Source organism: Campylobacter vicugnae (genome assembly GCF_002139875.1).
GTDB lineage: Bacteria > Campylobacterota > Campylobacteria > Campylobacterales > Campylobacteraceae > Campylobacter > Campylobacter vicugnae.
Genome location: NZ_CP018793.1, coordinates 24549 through 39453 on the forward strand (window position 1 = coordinate 24549; position 14905 = coordinate 39453).

General features: G+C 34.1%; 18 protein-coding genes. 13 read left to right on the plus strand and 5 right to left on the minus strand.

The window, feature by feature from the left end:
• Positions 1–6: 6 nt before the first annotated feature.
• Genes hemN through hemB form a run of 4 tightly spaced genes read right to left on the minus strand, consistent with a single transcriptional unit; the run spans position 7 to position 3695 of the window.
• Positions 7–1362: an oxygen-independent coproporphyrinogen III oxidase gene (hemN, locus tag CVIC12175_RS00125; protein ID WP_086257164.1), complete on the minus strand. Its 1356-nt coding sequence runs from the start codon at positions 1360–1362 to the stop codon at positions 7–9.
• 2 nt (positions 1363–1364) lie between these two features.
• Positions 1365–1790, minus strand: a complete 426-nt coding sequence (locus CVIC12175_RS00130; protein ID WP_086247664.1) for a DUF2603 domain-containing protein — start codon at positions 1788–1790, stop codon at positions 1365–1367.
• Complete coding sequence (argF, locus tag CVIC12175_RS00135; protein WP_086249216.1) at positions 1783–2712, minus strand: ornithine carbamoyltransferase; 930 nt, start codon at positions 2710–2712, stop codon at positions 1783–1785. Before argF ends, CVIC12175_RS00130 begins: the two co-directional genes overlap by 8 nt.
• Before the next feature lie 2 nt (positions 2713–2714).
• The gene (gene hemB, locus CVIC12175_RS00140; RefSeq protein ID WP_086247662.1) at positions 2715–3695 is read right to left on the minus strand and encodes a porphobilinogen synthase; all 981 of its coding nucleotides are present in this window, start codon (positions 3693–3695) and stop codon (positions 2715–2717) included.
• A gap of 116 nt (positions 3696–3811) precedes the next feature.
• Between hemB and ribA the strand changes: the two genes are divergently transcribed.
• The 6 genes from ribA to CVIC12175_RS00170 are packed head-to-tail and all read left to right on the plus strand — an operon-like array spanning position 3812 to position 6919.
• Positions 3812–4372 (plus strand): GTP cyclohydrolase II, encoded by a 561-nt coding sequence (gene ribA / locus CVIC12175_RS00145; RefSeq protein ID WP_086247661.1) that lies wholly within the window; start codon positions 3812–3814, stop codon positions 4370–4372.
• On the plus strand, positions 4369–4908 hold the full coding sequence (gene rsmG / locus CVIC12175_RS00150; RefSeq protein ID WP_086302981.1) for a 16S rRNA (guanine(527)-N(7))-methyltransferase RsmG: 540 nt from the start codon (positions 4369–4371) through the stop codon (positions 4906–4908). The genes ribA and rsmG overlap by 4 nt, the downstream gene beginning before the upstream one ends.
• Positions 4905–5099: a hypothetical protein gene (locus tag CVIC12175_RS00155; RefSeq protein ID WP_086244332.1), complete on the plus strand. Its 195-nt coding sequence runs from the start codon at positions 4905–4907 to the stop codon at positions 5097–5099. The genes rsmG and CVIC12175_RS00155 overlap by 4 nt, the downstream gene beginning before the upstream one ends.
• Positions 5096–5407, plus strand: a complete 312-nt coding sequence (locus CVIC12175_RS00160; RefSeq protein ID WP_086256372.1) for a hypothetical protein — start codon at positions 5096–5098, stop codon at positions 5405–5407. The genes CVIC12175_RS00155 and CVIC12175_RS00160 overlap by 4 nt, the downstream gene beginning before the upstream one ends.
• A gap of 1 nt (position 5408) precedes the next feature.
• Positions 5409–6290, plus strand: a complete 882-nt coding sequence (htpX, locus tag CVIC12175_RS00165) for a zinc metalloprotease HtpX (RefSeq protein WP_086256371.1) — start codon at positions 5409–5411, stop codon at positions 6288–6290.
• Positions 6290–6919, plus strand: a complete 630-nt coding sequence (locus CVIC12175_RS00170; RefSeq protein ID WP_086302980.1) for a hypothetical protein — start codon at positions 6290–6292, stop codon at positions 6917–6919. Before htpX ends, CVIC12175_RS00170 begins: the two co-directional genes overlap by 1 nt.
• Positions 6920–6922: 3 nt before the next feature.
• Here CVIC12175_RS00170 and CVIC12175_RS00175 read toward each other — a convergent pair whose 3' ends face one another.
• On the minus strand, positions 6923–8317 hold the full coding sequence (locus CVIC12175_RS00175) for an anaerobic C4-dicarboxylate transporter (protein WP_086302979.1): 1395 nt from the start codon (positions 8315–8317) through the stop codon (positions 6923–6925).
• A 137-nt stretch (positions 8318–8454) separates the two neighbouring features.
• On the opposite strand from CVIC12175_RS00175, the gene CVIC12175_RS00180 reads away from it, so the two are divergent.
• From CVIC12175_RS00180 to CVIC12175_RS00210, 7 genes are all read left to right on the plus strand, one after another.
• A complete protein-coding gene (locus CVIC12175_RS00180; RefSeq protein ID WP_086249210.1) occupies positions 8455–9420 on the plus strand; it encodes a putative transporter in 966 nt (321 codons plus the stop codon).
• A gap of 65 nt (positions 9421–9485) precedes the next feature.
• The gene (gene rpmI, locus CVIC12175_RS00185; protein WP_086225205.1) at positions 9486–9677 is read left to right on the plus strand and encodes a 50S ribosomal protein L35; all 192 of its coding nucleotides are present in this window, start codon (positions 9486–9488) and stop codon (positions 9675–9677) included.
• 84 nt (positions 9678–9761) lie between these two features.
• Positions 9762–10115 carry a 50S ribosomal protein L20 gene (gene rplT, locus CVIC12175_RS00190; RefSeq protein ID WP_086225204.1) on the plus strand — a complete coding sequence of 118 codons (354 nt, stop codon included), beginning with the start codon at positions 9762–9764 and terminating at the stop codon, positions 10113–10115.
• Between the two features lie 31 nt (positions 10116–10146).
• Positions 10147–10824: a uracil-DNA glycosylase gene (ung, locus tag CVIC12175_RS00195; RefSeq protein ID WP_086302978.1), complete on the plus strand. Its 678-nt coding sequence runs from the start codon at positions 10147–10149 to the stop codon at positions 10822–10824.
• Positions 10825–10930: 106 nt separating this feature from the next.
• On the plus strand, positions 10931–11581 hold the full coding sequence (sodB, locus tag CVIC12175_RS00200) for a superoxide dismutase [Fe] (RefSeq protein WP_086249208.1): 651 nt from the start codon (positions 10931–10933) through the stop codon (positions 11579–11581).
• 138 nt (positions 11582–11719) lie between these two features.
• Positions 11720–12289, plus strand: a complete 570-nt coding sequence (locus CVIC12175_RS00205) for a cytochrome C (RefSeq protein WP_086302977.1) — start codon at positions 11720–11722, stop codon at positions 12287–12289.
• Entirely contained in the window at positions 12286–14799 is a 2514-nt protein-coding gene (locus CVIC12175_RS00210) for a molybdopterin guanine dinucleotide-containing S/N-oxide reductase (protein ID WP_086302976.1), read from the plus strand. Before CVIC12175_RS00205 ends, CVIC12175_RS00210 begins: the two co-directional genes overlap by 4 nt.
• Positions 14800–14905 lie beyond the last annotated feature (106 nt).

Consider the following 14905-nt stretch of genomic DNA (forward strand, 5'->3'; position numbering starts at 1 on the left):
ATCCCTTTAAACAGTCTTTGAAAAGCTATTATTAACACCTTTAAATTTAGCCATATATTCATCAAAACACATTGCAATATTGCGTATTAATAGCGTTCCAGTTGGATTTATCTCTATTTTATCATTATTAATATTCATAAATTGCACTAAATCCCCAAGCTCATCAAGTTCAGCTTTAAAATGCTCAAAGAAGTTAATGCTAAATTCGCTTTCAACTCTTTTAATATCAAGAGCAAAATTTGCCATTAGCTCCATGATTACAGATTTTCTAAGTCTATCTTCGCTGTTTAGATATATACCTTTTGCATTTGGTAGTTTGCCAGCATCAATTGCAGCTTCATAGCTAGCCATATCTTTGTAGTTTTGAGCATAATAGTCATCACCTTCTCCAATACTTGTAAGGCCAATACCAATTAACTGAGCTCCACCTTTTGTAGTATATCCTTGGAAGTTTCTATGTAGCGAGCCATTTTCAAGAGCTTTAAATAGCTCATCTCCAGGCTTGGCATAGTGATCCATACCAATCATCTTATAGCCATGGTTTGGCAGATATTCCATTGTGTATTTTAAAATTTCAAGCTTAGTTTTTGGTGAAGGTAGAGTAGTTTCATCAAATTTTCTCATACTCTTTTTTATCCATGGTACATGGGCGTAATTAAATATAGCAAATCTATCTGGATTTAGGCTAACTCCTAGCTCAAGAGTGCGCTTAAAACTCTCTAAACTTTGATACGGCAAGCCATAAATTAAATCTGTATTTACGCTTATCATACCATATTTTCTAGCTAAATTTACTGCATTTTGGGTGATATCATATGGTTGAATTCTATGTATCTCTTTTTGGACTTGCTCATCAAAATCTTGAACGCCAAAACTAACTCTATTAAATCCATGCGAGCTAAGGACTTGTAACTGCTCTTCATTTAAAAATCTTGGATCTATCTCACAGCTAATCTCAGCATCACTTGCAAAGTTTTTAAAGTGCTTTTTGATAGCTTTTATAATCCTATCAAGCTCGCTTGCGCTATAAAATGTTGGCGTGCCACCACCAAAGTGCATCTGGACAACACTTCTATTTGTATCTACTATGCTAGATAAAATCTCAAGCTCACGCTCTAAATAGTCTAAGTATCTACTCATCTTATCGCTTTTGCTGGTATATATAACATTACACCCACAAAAGTAGCAAGCCGAACGACAAAATGGCAAGTGAAAATATAAAGAAAGTGGCTTATCGCACTCTTTTAGACGCTTGATATACTCATCATAACTAAACTCATCGCTAAACTCTAAAGCAGTTGGATAGCTTGTATATCTTGGTCCTGGTTTTGAGTATTTTACAAATGCTTCAAAATCTACCATAATTACTCCTTGCCTACAATTGAACGCATATCTAAAAAGAGATTTGGATGCTCTTTTTTAATCTTTGCGATTACTCGATCTAAATTTGGCTCTTTTTTATAATTTGCTTTTTTTATCTCTTCAATAGCTACAGTCCAGACATCACCAAAATCAATTGGTAAATTTTGCAAAATGGATCTTTCTAGCTTTAATTCAAAATTCTCTTTTTGTGCATTTTTGAGTGCATTTATTACCGCTTCAAATAGTTCTGCTGGCACAAGCGCACATGGCTTATCTCCATACATACCAAACCACGGCGTATTGAAATTTGGCTTACCTTTATAGCTTAGCTTCATCTCATTATTTTCAAGTGGCTCTAGTTCAAAAGTAGTACGACGCCTTTTGCTAATGCCTAGAGTTTGGCTAATGCTTTCTAAATGTCTATTCATTTCTCATCCTATCGCACCAAACCATTACTCCTTTTTGTGCGTGAAGTCTATTGTGAGCCTCAGCAAATATCTCATCAGCGTGCAACTCAAAGATATCTTCGCTAACTTCATAACCTCTATATGCTGGTAGGCAGTGGAGGAATTTTGCCTTAGGAGCTGCTAGATTCATCATATCTTTATCAACGCAAAATCCATTAAATTCAGCTACTCTTTTAGCTTTTTCATCTTCTTGACCCATAGAAACCCAAGTATCTGTAGTTACTACATCGGCGCTATTTATAGCCTCTTTTGGATCATTTCCTATTTTGATAATTGCTCCGCTTTGTTTAGCATTTTGCAAGGCTATATCTACTACCCATTTTGGTGCTTCATATCCTTTTGGCGTAGCAACTCTTAGCTCAAATCCAAGCTTAGAAGCAGCCATCAGCCATGAGTTTGTCATATTGTTTCCATCGCCTACATATGCAACTTTCATAGAGGTAATATCTACTCCAAGCTCATCAAGAGTGAGTAAATCAGCCATTAATTGAACTGGATGGAAGTCATCGCTTAGCCCATTTATAACTGGTAGATTGCTAAATTTAGCTAACTCTTCAAGGTCGCTTTGCTTATAAACTCTAGCCATAATCATATCAACCATTCCACCAAGAACTCTAGCTGTATCTTTAATAGGCTCACCACGACCTAATTGGATATCTTTATTGCTTAAAAATAGAGCCTTTCCGCCTAGTTGTTGCATTCCAACCTCAAAGCTTACTCTAGTTCTTGTAGAGCTTTTTTCAAATATCATGGCTAAAAATTGATCTTTTAAATATGGTTTATACTCTTTATTTAATGCTTCTTTTTTGATATCTTTAGCAATCTGTAAAATATCTAAAATTTCATCTTTGCTTATATCATTTAGAGTTAAAAAATGTCTCATAGCTATCCCTTGTTTGAATTTAAAATCTTAGCAACCTCTTTAGCGTGGTAACTGATAATAAGATTAGCACCTGCTCTTTTAAAAGATATCATAGTCTCCATCATTACACGCTCATAATCTATAACTCCAGCTTTTTGTCCAGCTTTTAATAGGGCATACTCTCCACTTACATTATAAACACATAGTGGCAATCTGCTACGCTCTTTAATATCTCTTATTATATCTAAATAGGCAAGAGCTGGTTTGACCATTAAAATATCTGCACCTTGAGATTCATCTTCTAAACTTTCGCTAATTGCTTCTAATCTATTGGCTGGATCCATTTGATAGCTCTTTCTATCGCCAAAACTTGGAGCGCTTTGGGCTACATCGCGAAATGGACCATAGTAGGCAGAAGCAAATTTTGTCGAATAGGACATAATAGGCAGATTTTCATATCCATTTTCATCTAATGCTTTGCGTAAAGTATAGATTATGCCATCCATCATTCCGCTTGGCGCTATCATATCAGCTCCAGCTTTAGCGTGGATTAGGGCTTGTTTGGCTGAGATCTCAAGAGTAGCATCATTATCTACGCTTTTGCATACATGATCTAAAATTCCACAATGCCCATGATCTGTGTATTCACAAAAACATAGATCGGTGATTACAAAAAGGGTTGGAAATTTCTCTTTAATAGCTCTTAATGAGCGAGCAATTATCCCATTTTCATCAAGGGCGTCGCTACCAATGCTATCTTTTAAATTTGGAATTCCAAATAAAATTATAGATTTTATGCCTAGATTTATTATCTCTTGGCACTCTTTTAAAATTTCATCTAAACTCATCTGAAATACACCAGGCATTGAGCTTATCTCATTTTTAATTCCTTGACCTTCAACCACAAAAAGTGGATATATAAAATCATTAACAGATATATTATTCTCTCTTACCATATCACGCAAGGATTCATTTAAGCGTAATCTTCTATATCTTTTAAACATTATTATTCTCCTGCAAATTTAGTGATTATAGCAGAATTTAATTTAATCAAAAATAATTGATTTTGTTTAGATTTAATTGCAAATGATACAATTAAAAGAAAAACTAAGGACAAAAAGTGCATATAGAGATATCTAAAGTTGCAAATTTACCAACTAAATTTGGAAATTTTAAAATTAAAGCATATAAGGAAAATGATAAAGAGCATTTAGTAATTTTTAGTTCAAATTTAAGCGATCCATTAAATCTTAGAATTCACTCAGAGTGCCTTACAGGTGATGCGTTAGGAAGCAGAAAATGCGACTGCGGAGAACAGCTAGAAGCTGCGCTTAAGTATATATCAGATAATGGTGGAATGGTGATATATCTTCGTCAAGAAGGTAGAAACATCGGTCTATTAAATAAAGTAAATGCTTATAATCTTCAAGATTTAGGTCTAGATACCATAGAGGCTAATCATCAATTAGGATTTAAAGCTGATGAGAGAACATATGAGATGGTGGATTTTATCTTAGATGATTTTGGGATAAAAAGTGTGAATTTATTAACCAATAATCCGCTTAAACTCTCAAGCATAAAAGCTCAAATAGTAAGCCGAATTCCGATACAAATAGAGGCAAATAAATACAATAAAGATTATTTAAATATTAAAAAAGAGCAGATGGGGCATATGCTATGAGTTTGAAATTTTGGGAGAGTGTGGCTAAGTTTGATGAGGTCTTAAAAAAATTCAATAAAATCCATAGCCTAACAAACTATAAAGATATAAAGCCAGTAGCTCTTGATAGTATAGAAGCGATAAAGCTTTTAGATTTTAAGCCAAAGATTTGTGTAGATGTAGGTAGTGGGGCTGGGTTTCCAGCAATATTTTTAGCTATGGTTTTAGATGAATGCGAGTTTCATCTATATGAACCAATAGCTAAAAAATCAAGCTTTTTATCTTATGCAGCTTTGAGTTTAAATTTGCAAAATATCACCGTCCATAGTGGTAAAATTGAAAATTGCGATAAGATAAAAGCAGATTTGATAACCTCTAGAGCGTTGATGAATACAGCAGATTTGATTAAAATTTGTCAAGGTTTTTATGATGAAGAGACTACATTTTTGCTCTATAAGGGCTCAAATGCTAAATTTGAGATAGAAGAGCTTAAATGTTATAAGAAAATTTATCAAGAAAATGAGCGAAATTATGTGATATTAAAGGGTGTAAAATGATAGCTAAAGTCATAATATTTGTATTAATTATAGCGATAATTTACTTTTTTATACTACCTAAATTTAGATCTAAAAAGCCTAGCGGTGAAGAGCAAAGCTTTGTTGAGTGTAGTAAATGCGATACATTTGTAGAGTTAAAAGATAGCACACTAAGAAATGGTAAATATATATGCAAGGAGTGTCTAAAATGATTATAATTGGTAGTGATTTAATAGCTTATGAGCCGGTGTTTTTATCTAAATTTGAGCCAAAAAATTTAAACCCAAAGTGTAATTTTATTGTAGTTTCTAATATTAAAGAGGCGTTAATTGCTAATGCTAATGGAGTTAAATTTATCGTATGCGATACTATAAAACTAGCTAAAAAACTACAAAAATTAGCCAATAATTATCTATTTGATAGCAAAATCGCCTTAATAATTAATAGCGATAATGAGCTAGAAAAAGCAGCTAAAAAACAGATTGACGCAGTTATATACCTAGGAGCAATAAGGGGATAAGATGGAGATTTTTAAGACTGTATTTTTTATGGTAGCTCTTATGTTGCTTTTTATTGTTGTTGGCGGTATGATAGGTGGGACTAGCGGTATGATAATAGCATTTTGTATTGCACTGGCTATGAATTTTTTTAGCTACTTTTATAGCGATAAGCTTATTTTAAAGCGATATAACGCTCAAGAGCTTAATAGCTCACATCCATTATATCATATGACTAAAAGGCTATGTTTTAAGGCAGGATTAGAACTACCAAAGCTATATATAATTAGCGACTCTGTTCCTAATGCATTTGCTACTGGTAGAAATCCAGCCAATGCTGCTGTGGCTCTAACTACTGGATTGCTCGATACGCTAAATGATGATGAGATAGCAGCGGTTATAGCTCATGAATTAGGCCATGTAAGACACTATGATATTTTAACTGGCTCTATTGCAGCAGTATTTGCAGGTGGAATTGCGATTTTGGCAAATTTTGCTCAATTTGGTGCAATGCTAGGTAATAATCAAAATCGCCAAAATCCACTTTTAATAATAGCTTTATCTATTATAATGCCTCTAGCTGCTACTATTATTCAGATGAGTATATCACGCTCAAGAGAGTTTGAAGCTGATAGATTCTCAGCCTCTATTACAAACCCAAATGATTTAGCAAATGCTCTATTAAAGCTAGAAGGAAGTAATGCTCATACTATGGTAAAAAATGCCAATGAACAGACTGCACATATGTTTATAATAAGTCCATTTAGTGGCAAAAATATTGCTAGTGGTATATCAAATTTATTTCGCACTCATCCTACAACTAGGCAAAGAGTAGAGCGATTAAATGAGTTAAGCCGTCATAATAAAAATTATCAAAGCCCAGCTAGAAAGTATTTTAATAGCTAATGAATAATATTGAAATTTTAGAACAAAATCGTAAGAATATACGCTTAAAACTTATAGGTATTTTAGCACTTTGTGCAATAGTTGATTTTATTGTTACTCTTGGGCTTTGGATATTTGATTTAACAGCAGCTATAGTTGGGGGATTGCTTGCTGGACTTAGTTTATATTTTTATCTTAAATTTAGATATTTTTCTGGTTTTGAAGAGAGTTTAAAAGAGCTTATTAGAGATGAGATCTTAAAAAATCTAGACTTAAAAGCTCTTACAAAATCTTTGCAAGTTGATGATATAAATAGCCATTTTAATAATATGGTAAAAAATATTGGAGAATTTGGATTATTTAAATTTGATGAATTTGAGGTGCGTGATATCTGTGTAAGAGATAAGAGTGAGATTTTATTTTATGGGATATTAATTAGGGGCAAAGATATAAAATTGGAGCTTAAAAAAGATTTATTAAATTTGCCTACTTCATACTTTAATGATGATGAAATAATAAGTATATATATCGCTACTCAAAGCGATACAGTAGTAGCAAATCTCAAGACTCCATTAAAACAGAGTTTTGAGATTGCTAAAGATAATATACAAAGTATTATTAAAGAGATTAAGCAACTAAAAGCTGCTTAAATTTTATAGATATCCAGCCATTCCAGTAAAGATATAGCCAAACACACAAGATACACCAACACCTAAAAGACCTGGGATTATGAAGCTATGATTGACTACATATTTGCCAATTTTAGTTGTGCCTGATCGGTCAAATTGAATTGTTGCTAGATCGCTAGGATATGTAGGTAAGATATAATAACCATAGCATGCTGGAGCAAAGGCTACTATAATGGCTGGATCAACCCCAATGCCAAGTGCAAGAGGAACAAATGCTGCAAGTGCTGCTGCTTGAGAATTTACAAATTTAGAAATTAAAAGTAGCATTATTGCATAAGTCCATGGATATAGCTGAACTACGCCACCAAGAGCAGTTTTAAGCATAGGAGTATGCACGCTAAACATAGTATTAGCCATCCAAGAGATACCAAATACAGCCACAATAGCTATCATACCAGAGCGGAATATCGCATTTTGTGCTATATCATTTACTTTAACTTTTGTACAAACGATTAAAATTGAACCAGTAATAAGCATAAACATTTGAATAACAGCTACCATACTCATTGGTTTCATTACGCCTTTGCCATTATCAAATGCAGGACGAAGCTCAGGGAAGGCACCAAGAATAGCTACAATAGCAATCGCACCTAAGAATATCCACATAGCAGCCCACTGAGAAGCTGGAAGTTTCACATCTAAAAGTGTCTTAGAATCGCCATAAACATATTTTTTAAATTCAGGATCATTTGCGATTTTTTCTTGGAATTCACTATCTTTATCAAGATCTTTACCTCTAAACCAGCTAAAAATACCTACAGCTAAAACACCAATTAAAGTAGCAGGAATAGTAATAGCAAGTAAATTTAAATACCCATCAAACCCTTCTAAATGCTTAACTCCTGGAGCTAAAAGCATTGCAGTTAGTGAAACTACAGCCACACTTACTGGGCTTGCTATAATACCCATTTGTGAGCTTACAGATGCTGCTGCCATTGGGCGTTCTGGACGGATTCCATTTTTGATAGCGATATCGTAGATGATTGGCATCATAGTATAAACAACATGGCCAGTACCGCATAAAATTGTTAAAAATGCAGTTACAAATGGAGCTAGAATTGTTAAGAATTTAGGATTTTTTCTTAATATTCTCTCAGCAATTTGTAGCATTACATCAAGACCACCGCTTGCAAGCAATGTGGCACTAGCTACAACCACACATAAAATAGTAAAGATTACATCAATTGCTGGCTTACCAGGACTTACGCCAAATCCAAAGGTAAGCACAAACATACCTATGCCACCAAGTAAGCCAAGAGCAATACCACCCTTTCTAGCCCCATAAAATAGACAAATTAAAACGATTAAAAGCTGAATGGTAAATTGCTTGCCATCGCTTAAGTTCATTAAAAACTCCATCTATTCTCCTTTCAATTCTAAAATATTTTAATATAATTTTATATGCATTTAAATTATATTAAACTTAAATTTGATTATAAAAATATAAAAATTAAAAAATCTCTAGTATAATCAGCAAATTTTTTATAAGGTTAATTATGTTTTCTACATTTTTTAAGAGCAAAAAGTGGGCCATATGGGCATATGGTGGATTATTTGTTATTATTGTTTCTCTTATATTTCAAACTAGATTGAATGTTGCTATAAATGATTGGTATAAGGACTTTTATGATATTATGCAAAATGTACAAAATCACAGCGTAGATGAGTTTTGGGAGCAGATTTATAGATTTTTGCTTATTGCTATGCCTTATGTGATTATTGCTACGCTTACTACTTTTTTTGCTAGCCACTGGGTTTTTAGGTGGAGAGAGGCTATGACATTTGGCTATCTTGGCAAATGGAGAGAGTGCGAGCATGATATAGAAGGCTCAAGTCAAAGGATGCAAGAAGATGTATATAGGTTTGCTAAGATTACTGAGACTTTGGGTTTGCAGGTTTTAAAAGCTATTATGATATTAATTGCTTTTATCCCAGTTTTATGGGGGCTTAGTAGCGGAGTTGATCTGCCATATCTTAAAGATATTCCAGGTTCGCTTGTTTGGGTGGCTTTGGCTGTGAGTATAGGAGGACTTGTGGTTTCGTGGTTTGTAGGTATTAAGCTACCAAAGCTAGAGTATAATATTCAAAAAAGCGAAGCTGCTTTTAGAAAAGAGCTAGTTTATGCAGAAGATGACAAGATAAATTATGCTAGTAATGAGAGCGTAATAGCTCTATTTAGTGGTCTTAGATTTAATTTTTATAGATTATTTTTACATTATGGTTATTTTAATATTTGGCTTATCTCATTTTCTCAATTTATGGTAATTGTTCCATTTATTATTATGGGAGGTGGGCTTTTTACCGGAGTGATTACTCTTGGAATTTTGATACAAGTTAGCAATGCTTTTGATCAGGTTCGTAGTAGTTTTAGTGTATTTATAGATAATTGGACGACTATTACAGAGCTTAGAAGTATTCATAAAAGGCTTGATGAATTTGAGAAAAATATCAAATTTAATTAGTTTTATATAGTTTTAAATTCAAATTTGGTATAATCCTCGCTCATTTTAGAGTAAAGGAAAAGCGCATGCCAAAGATGAAATCTGTTCGCGGTGCAGCTAAACGCTTTAAAGTTGGCAAAAACAAGATTAAAAGAGGCTCAGCATTTAGAAGCCATATCTTGACTAAAATGTCGCCTAAGCGTAAAAGAGACCTAAGACAATCTCAATATGTAGATAGTACAAATGTCTCAGCTGTTAAAAAAATGCTTTGTATATAAGTTTTTGACGATTTAAAGTCATTCTAACCTCCCTATAATGGGACAAGTTCCAGCTTATTGGACGCCAATTTGTAAAGGATAAATATGGCAAGAGTTAAAACTGGTGTTGTAAGACGCCGCAGACATAAAAAGGTTCTAAAACTAGCTCGTGGTTTTTATAGTGCTAGACACAAACACTTTAGAAAAGCTAAAGAGCAATTAGAAAGAAGTTTAGTATATGCGTATCGTGATAGACGCGCTAAAAAACGCGACTTCCGCAGATTGTGGATTATCCGTATTAATGCAGCTTGCAGACTAAACGATATTAGCTATTCAAGATTTATAAACGGCCTTAAAAAAGCAAACATCGAACTAGACAGAAAAGTCTTGGCAAATTTAGCTATGAATGACGCAGCAGCATTTGCTAGCATTGTAGCAGAAGTTAAAAAAGCTTTATAATAACTCGCCTAGCTTTTGCTAGGCTACTTTTATGTATTCAAATTTAATATCATATTTAGATCCAGACTGGCAAGAGTTTTTAAAAGATGAGCTTAATAGTTTAAATTTTGCTAAGATAATTTCATTTTTAAATTCTCAAACTGCTACGATTTATCCACCAAAAGAGCTTATTTTTAATGCTTTTAATCTATGCAAGCCAAGTAATTTAAAGGTTATAATTATCGGTCAAGATCCATATCATAATGCTGGTGAAGCAATGGGATTAGCCTTTAGCACTCCAAATAATATAAAAACACCGCCAAGTTTGAAAAATATCTTTAAAGAGCTTTTTGATGATTTAGATTGTGATATATTTACTAGTAGAAGCAGTGATCTAACTAGCTGGGCAAATCAAGGAGTTTTGTTATTAAATAGTGCTTTAACAGTAGAGCATAATCGCCCTGCTTCGCACTCTAAAATTGGTTGGCAAATCTTTACTGCTGGCGTTATCCGCACTATAAATGCTAAATTTGAACATTGTGTATTTATGCTTTGGGGAAATCACGCAAGAGCGTTATCAAGTCTTATCAATCCAACTTCTCATTTAGTATTAGAAGCAGCTCATCCTAGCCCGTTGGCACGTGGGGCATTTTTTGGCTCAAGGCACTTTAGTAAGTGTAATGAGTATTTGCTTTTTCATAATAAAAAAGCAATCCAATGGCTCATATAAATAAATCAGCAAGATAAAATATATTTTATTATTTTCGATAATTTTACTCTTATTTAAAATCTTTAGTTATAATTTAGGCTTGTGAATTTAATTTAAAGGATATGATATGTTAGAGTTAAGAACGCTTCCATTTGATGCAAATAGTAATGCAGTTGTAAGCAAAGAGGCCTGTGATTACCACCATGGCAAACATCACCAAACATATGTAAATAATTACAATAATTTAACAAAAGATAGCGAGCTTGCAAAAGCTAGTTTATTTGATGTGCTTTTAAACTCAGAAGGCGGATTATTTAATAACGCTGCTCAAGTGTATAATCACGACTTTTACTGGGATTGTATAGCTAAAAAAAGCGATAAGAGTAGCGAATTAGAAGCAGCATTACAAAGTGATTTTAATGATTTTAAAGCAGAATTTATCAGCTCTGCTACAACTCTTTTTGGTTCAGGTTGGACATGGTTAGTTTATAATCCAGCTACTAGCAAACTAGAGATCAAAAACACTTCAAATGCTGCTACACCAGTAACTGATGGTCTAGTCCCACTATTAGTAGTAGATGTATGGGAGCATGCATATTATATAGATAGTCGCAATGCTCGTCCTGCTTATTTAGAGAAATTTTATGAAAATATTAACTGGGATTTTGTAAGTACAGCTTATGAATGGGCTAAAAAAGAGGGAATTAACTCTGTAAAATTCTATATCGATGAGCTTCACCCAGTAGCTAGCTGCTGTGGTCACTGCGGTTGTAATTAATACCCAATATCTTAGCCCTTTTAGGGGCTAAGCTTTAACCTAAATTTATATATTCTTATCTATTGTCATATATCTGACAAACTCGAACTCCATTTTAGTTTATAATTGTCTTGTTATTTCTAATTTAAAGGATTCAGCATGAAAAAGCTAATCTTAGCCGGCTTGCTCGTCTCTAGTGCGCTTAATGCTAGTACGTTATATCCTACAGATGTCAAGTCAGTCTATTTAACACAAGATTCTAAAGATGTAGCCGGAAAGTTGCTACCTACAAATGCTATAGAGGTATTAAAACAATCAGCCGGTAAAATTAAATTTAGTCTAAAAGGCTATGTAAATCCAGCTGCTCCAAATGTAATATACTATAGCAATCAAGATCGTATTATAGCCCTATCATTTGCTAAAACTAAAACGCCAAAATATGAGATAATCAAAAAAGGCGAGACTGGCAAGTGGGACGAGGTTAAAGTAATAGCCTATACAACAAAAGATAACCTAGAAAAAGATCTAAAACCTATGCTAGATAGAGCTAAACAAACATATCAAGAGAGCTGTTCGATCTGCCATCATTTACACAAAGAGAGTCAATATAATCCAAATCAGTGGCCATCACTATTTAAATCAATGCTATCTCGTACCCCAATTGATAAAAAAGATGAGTGGCTAATAATTCAATATCTACAAAAAGCTTCAAAAGGAGATATCAAATGAAAACCAATAGAAGAGAATTTTTAAAACTAGGCGCAGCTTTAAGTCTTGCTCCAATGCTTCCTAGCAATCTATTTGCTGGAGCAAATACACAAGTGGTTAAAAATGGAGAAATATTCACAGCGGCTCACTGGGGTATGCTAAAAGCCACAGTAAAAGATGGCAAAATCATAAGTTCTAAACCATATCAAACGCTATCAAAAATCCCAAATCCACTTCAAGATACAATGGCGGATTTAGTATATAAAACTAGAATTACTGCTCCAATGGTAAGAAAAAGCTACCTAGAAAATCCAGATAGTCCAAAACCAGAATTAAGAGGTATAGATGAGTGGGTAGAGGTAAAATACGAAGATGCTATTAAGCTAGTAGCAAGAGAGCTTAAAAAGACAAGAGAACAAAAAGGTATGCAAAGTATATTTGCAGGAAGTTATGGATGGTATAGTAGTGGTAAATTACACAATCCTAGAATTTTGTTGCATAGATTTATGAATTTAAGTGGTGGTTTTGTGGGAACTTTGGGTGATTATTCAACTGGCGCTAGTCAAGTTATTATGCCTCATGTGGTTGGAAGCATTGAAGTTTATGAGCAACAAACTAGTTGGCCAGTAGTGCTAGAACACTCAAAAGTTGTAGTTCTATGGGGTATGAATCCGATCTCAACTCTAAGAATCGCATGGAGTGCTACAGATGATCAAGGGTTTAAATATTTTGAGCAGTTAAAAGATAGCGGTAAAGAGATTATTATAATTGATCCTCTTTGGAGTGAAACTGGTAAATTCTTTGGCGATAAAGCCAAATGGATTGCTCCAAGACCAAATACAGATACAGCTATGATGCTTGGTATGGCACATCACCTATATACTACAGGTAAATATGATAAAGAATTTATAGCTAATTATACAACTGGATTTGATAAATTCTTGCCATATTTACTAGGCAAAAGTGATAAAACTCCAAAATCAGCCAAATGGGCATCAAAAATTTGTGGCATAAAAGAGAGTGTGATTAAAAATTTAGCTGAAACAATATATGCTAATCGCACAATGCTAATGAGTGGCTGGGCTATGCAAAGAGCTCATCACGGCGAACAGCCTCACTGGATGCTTGTAACTTTAGCTTCTATGTTGGGTCAAATTGGCTTACCAGGCGGTGGGTTTGGTCTTAGCTATCATTACAGCAATGGTGGTGCTCCAACATGTGCTGGTGGTGTTTTAGGCGGTATAAATGCTGCAAGCGTAGGTATAGTAGAAAATGGAAAATATAAAGGTCTAGCCAGTCAAGCAAAAGGTGGTGAATCAGCTCAAAGCTGGTTAAATGCTGGTACGGATTATGCATTTCCAGTAGCAAGAGTAGCTGAGGCTATTTTAAATCCAGGTAAAACTTTAGAGCATAATGGTACAAAAATAACATATCCAGATATTGATTTTATCTACTGGGCAGGCGGAAACCCTATAACTCAGCATCAAGATGTTAATACAAATATAAAAGCATGGCGTCGCCCAAGAACTGTTGTAGTAAATGAAATTTATTGGACTCCAACGGCTAAAATGGCTGATATTGTATTCCCAGTAACTACTCAATATGAAAGAAATGATTTGACAATGACTGGGGATTATTCAAATCAAAATATTGCTCCAATGAAACAAGTAGTAGAAAAACAACATGGGGCAAAAGATGACTATCAAATCTTTAGCGATCTATCTAAAGCCTATGCAGATGGCCTTGTAGAGGCATTTACAGAAGGTGGCAAAACTGAGATGGATTGGCTAGAAGAGTTTTATAATGTAGCTGCTAATGCAGTTAATGCCAACACAGCATTAGGTATTACTATGCCTAAATTTGATGAGTGGTGGAATAAAAATGAGCCAACTACATTTGCTCCAACTTTAGAGAGTGAAAGCTGGGTAAGGATGGCTGAATTTAGAGAGGATCCAATCTTAAATGCGCTAGGTACGCCATCTGGTCTTATAGAGATTTATAGCGATACAATAGCAGCTATGAATTATGATGATTGTGCTGCGCATCCTAAGTGGTTTGAACCAGTTGAGTGGCTAGGAATGAAAAATAAACCAGCTAAATTCCATCTAATCACAGTTCATCCAACTGATAGGTTGCACTCTCAACAAAATAATACATCTTTAAGAGATAACTATGCTATTGCAAATCGCGAACCATTACTTATTAACACTAAAGACGCTGCTAAGCTAGGTATTAAAAATGGCGACCTTGTAAGAGTATATAATGCTCGTGGTGAGGTGTTAGCTGGTGCTGAGGTTAGTGATGATATTATCCCTGGTGTTGTAAGACTTAGAGAGGGTGCGTGGTATGATGGATTTGGCGATGGTCTATGTAAAAATGGATGTGCAAATACCTTAACAATCGATATCCCAACAAGTAAATTAGCCAATGGTAATATTTCTCATACTGGTCTTGTAAATGTAGAAAAATACAAAGGCGCAGCTCCAGAACTCACAGCATTTAAAGCTCCAAAAGGTGCAAAAAATAGCTAATAATCTTAATCTCTCTCTTACAAAGAGGGAGATTAAATATTAAAATTTAATTAATCTAAAGATGCAGATTGAGTTTGCAATTTTAGATTAATTAAATTTATGCTAA

Bases quoted from the DNA above. Each gene is read 5' to 3' on its own strand.
- hemN (WP_086257164.1), bottom strand. From the start codon at position 1,362: ATGGTAGATTTTGAAGCATTTGTAAAATACTCAAAACCAGGACCAAGA.
- CVIC12175_RS00130 (WP_086247664.1), bottom strand. From the start codon at position 1,790: ATGAATAGACATTTAGAAAGCATTAGCCAAACTCTAGGCATTAGCAAA.
- argF (WP_086249216.1), bottom strand. From the start codon at position 2,712: ATGAGACATTTTTTAACTCTAAATGATATAAGCAAAGATGAAATTTTA.
- hemB (WP_086247662.1), bottom strand. From the start codon at position 3,695: ATGTTTAAAAGATATAGAAGATTACGCTTAAATGAATCCTTGCGTGAT.
- rsmG (WP_086302981.1), top strand. From the start codon at position 4,369: ATGAGTTTGAAATTTTGGGAGAGTGTGGCTAAGTTTGATGAGGTCTTA.
- CVIC12175_RS00155 (WP_086244332.1), top strand. From the start codon at position 4,905: ATGATAGCTAAAGTCATAATATTTGTATTAATTATAGCGATAATTTAC.
- CVIC12175_RS00160 (WP_086256372.1), top strand. From the start codon at position 5,096: ATGATTATAATTGGTAGTGATTTAATAGCTTATGAGCCGGTGTTTTTA.
- htpX (WP_086256371.1), top strand. From the start codon at position 5,409: ATGGAGATTTTTAAGACTGTATTTTTTATGGTAGCTCTTATGTTGCTT.
- CVIC12175_RS00170 (WP_086302980.1), top strand. From the start codon at position 6,290: ATGAATAATATTGAAATTTTAGAACAAAATCGTAAGAATATACGCTTA.
- CVIC12175_RS00175 (WP_086302979.1), bottom strand. From the start codon at position 8,317: ATGGAGTTTTTAATGAACTTAAGCGATGGCAAGCAATTTACCATTCAG.
- CVIC12175_RS00180 (WP_086249210.1), top strand. From the start codon at position 8,455: ATGTTTTCTACATTTTTTAAGAGCAAAAAGTGGGCCATATGGGCATAT.
- rpmI (WP_086225205.1), top strand. From the start codon at position 9,486: ATGCCAAAGATGAAATCTGTTCGCGGTGCAGCTAAACGCTTTAAAGTT.
- rplT (WP_086225204.1), top strand. From the start codon at position 9,762: ATGGCAAGAGTTAAAACTGGTGTTGTAAGACGCCGCAGACATAAAAAG.
- ung (WP_086302978.1), top strand. From the start codon at position 10,147: ATGTATTCAAATTTAATATCATATTTAGATCCAGACTGGCAAGAGTTT.
- sodB (WP_086249208.1), top strand. From the start codon at position 10,931: ATGTTAGAGTTAAGAACGCTTCCATTTGATGCAAATAGTAATGCAGTT.
- CVIC12175_RS00205 (WP_086302977.1), top strand. From the start codon at position 11,720: ATGAAAAAGCTAATCTTAGCCGGCTTGCTCGTCTCTAGTGCGCTTAAT.
- CVIC12175_RS00210 (WP_086302976.1), top strand. From the start codon at position 12,286: ATGAAAACCAATAGAAGAGAATTTTTAAAACTAGGCGCAGCTTTAAGT.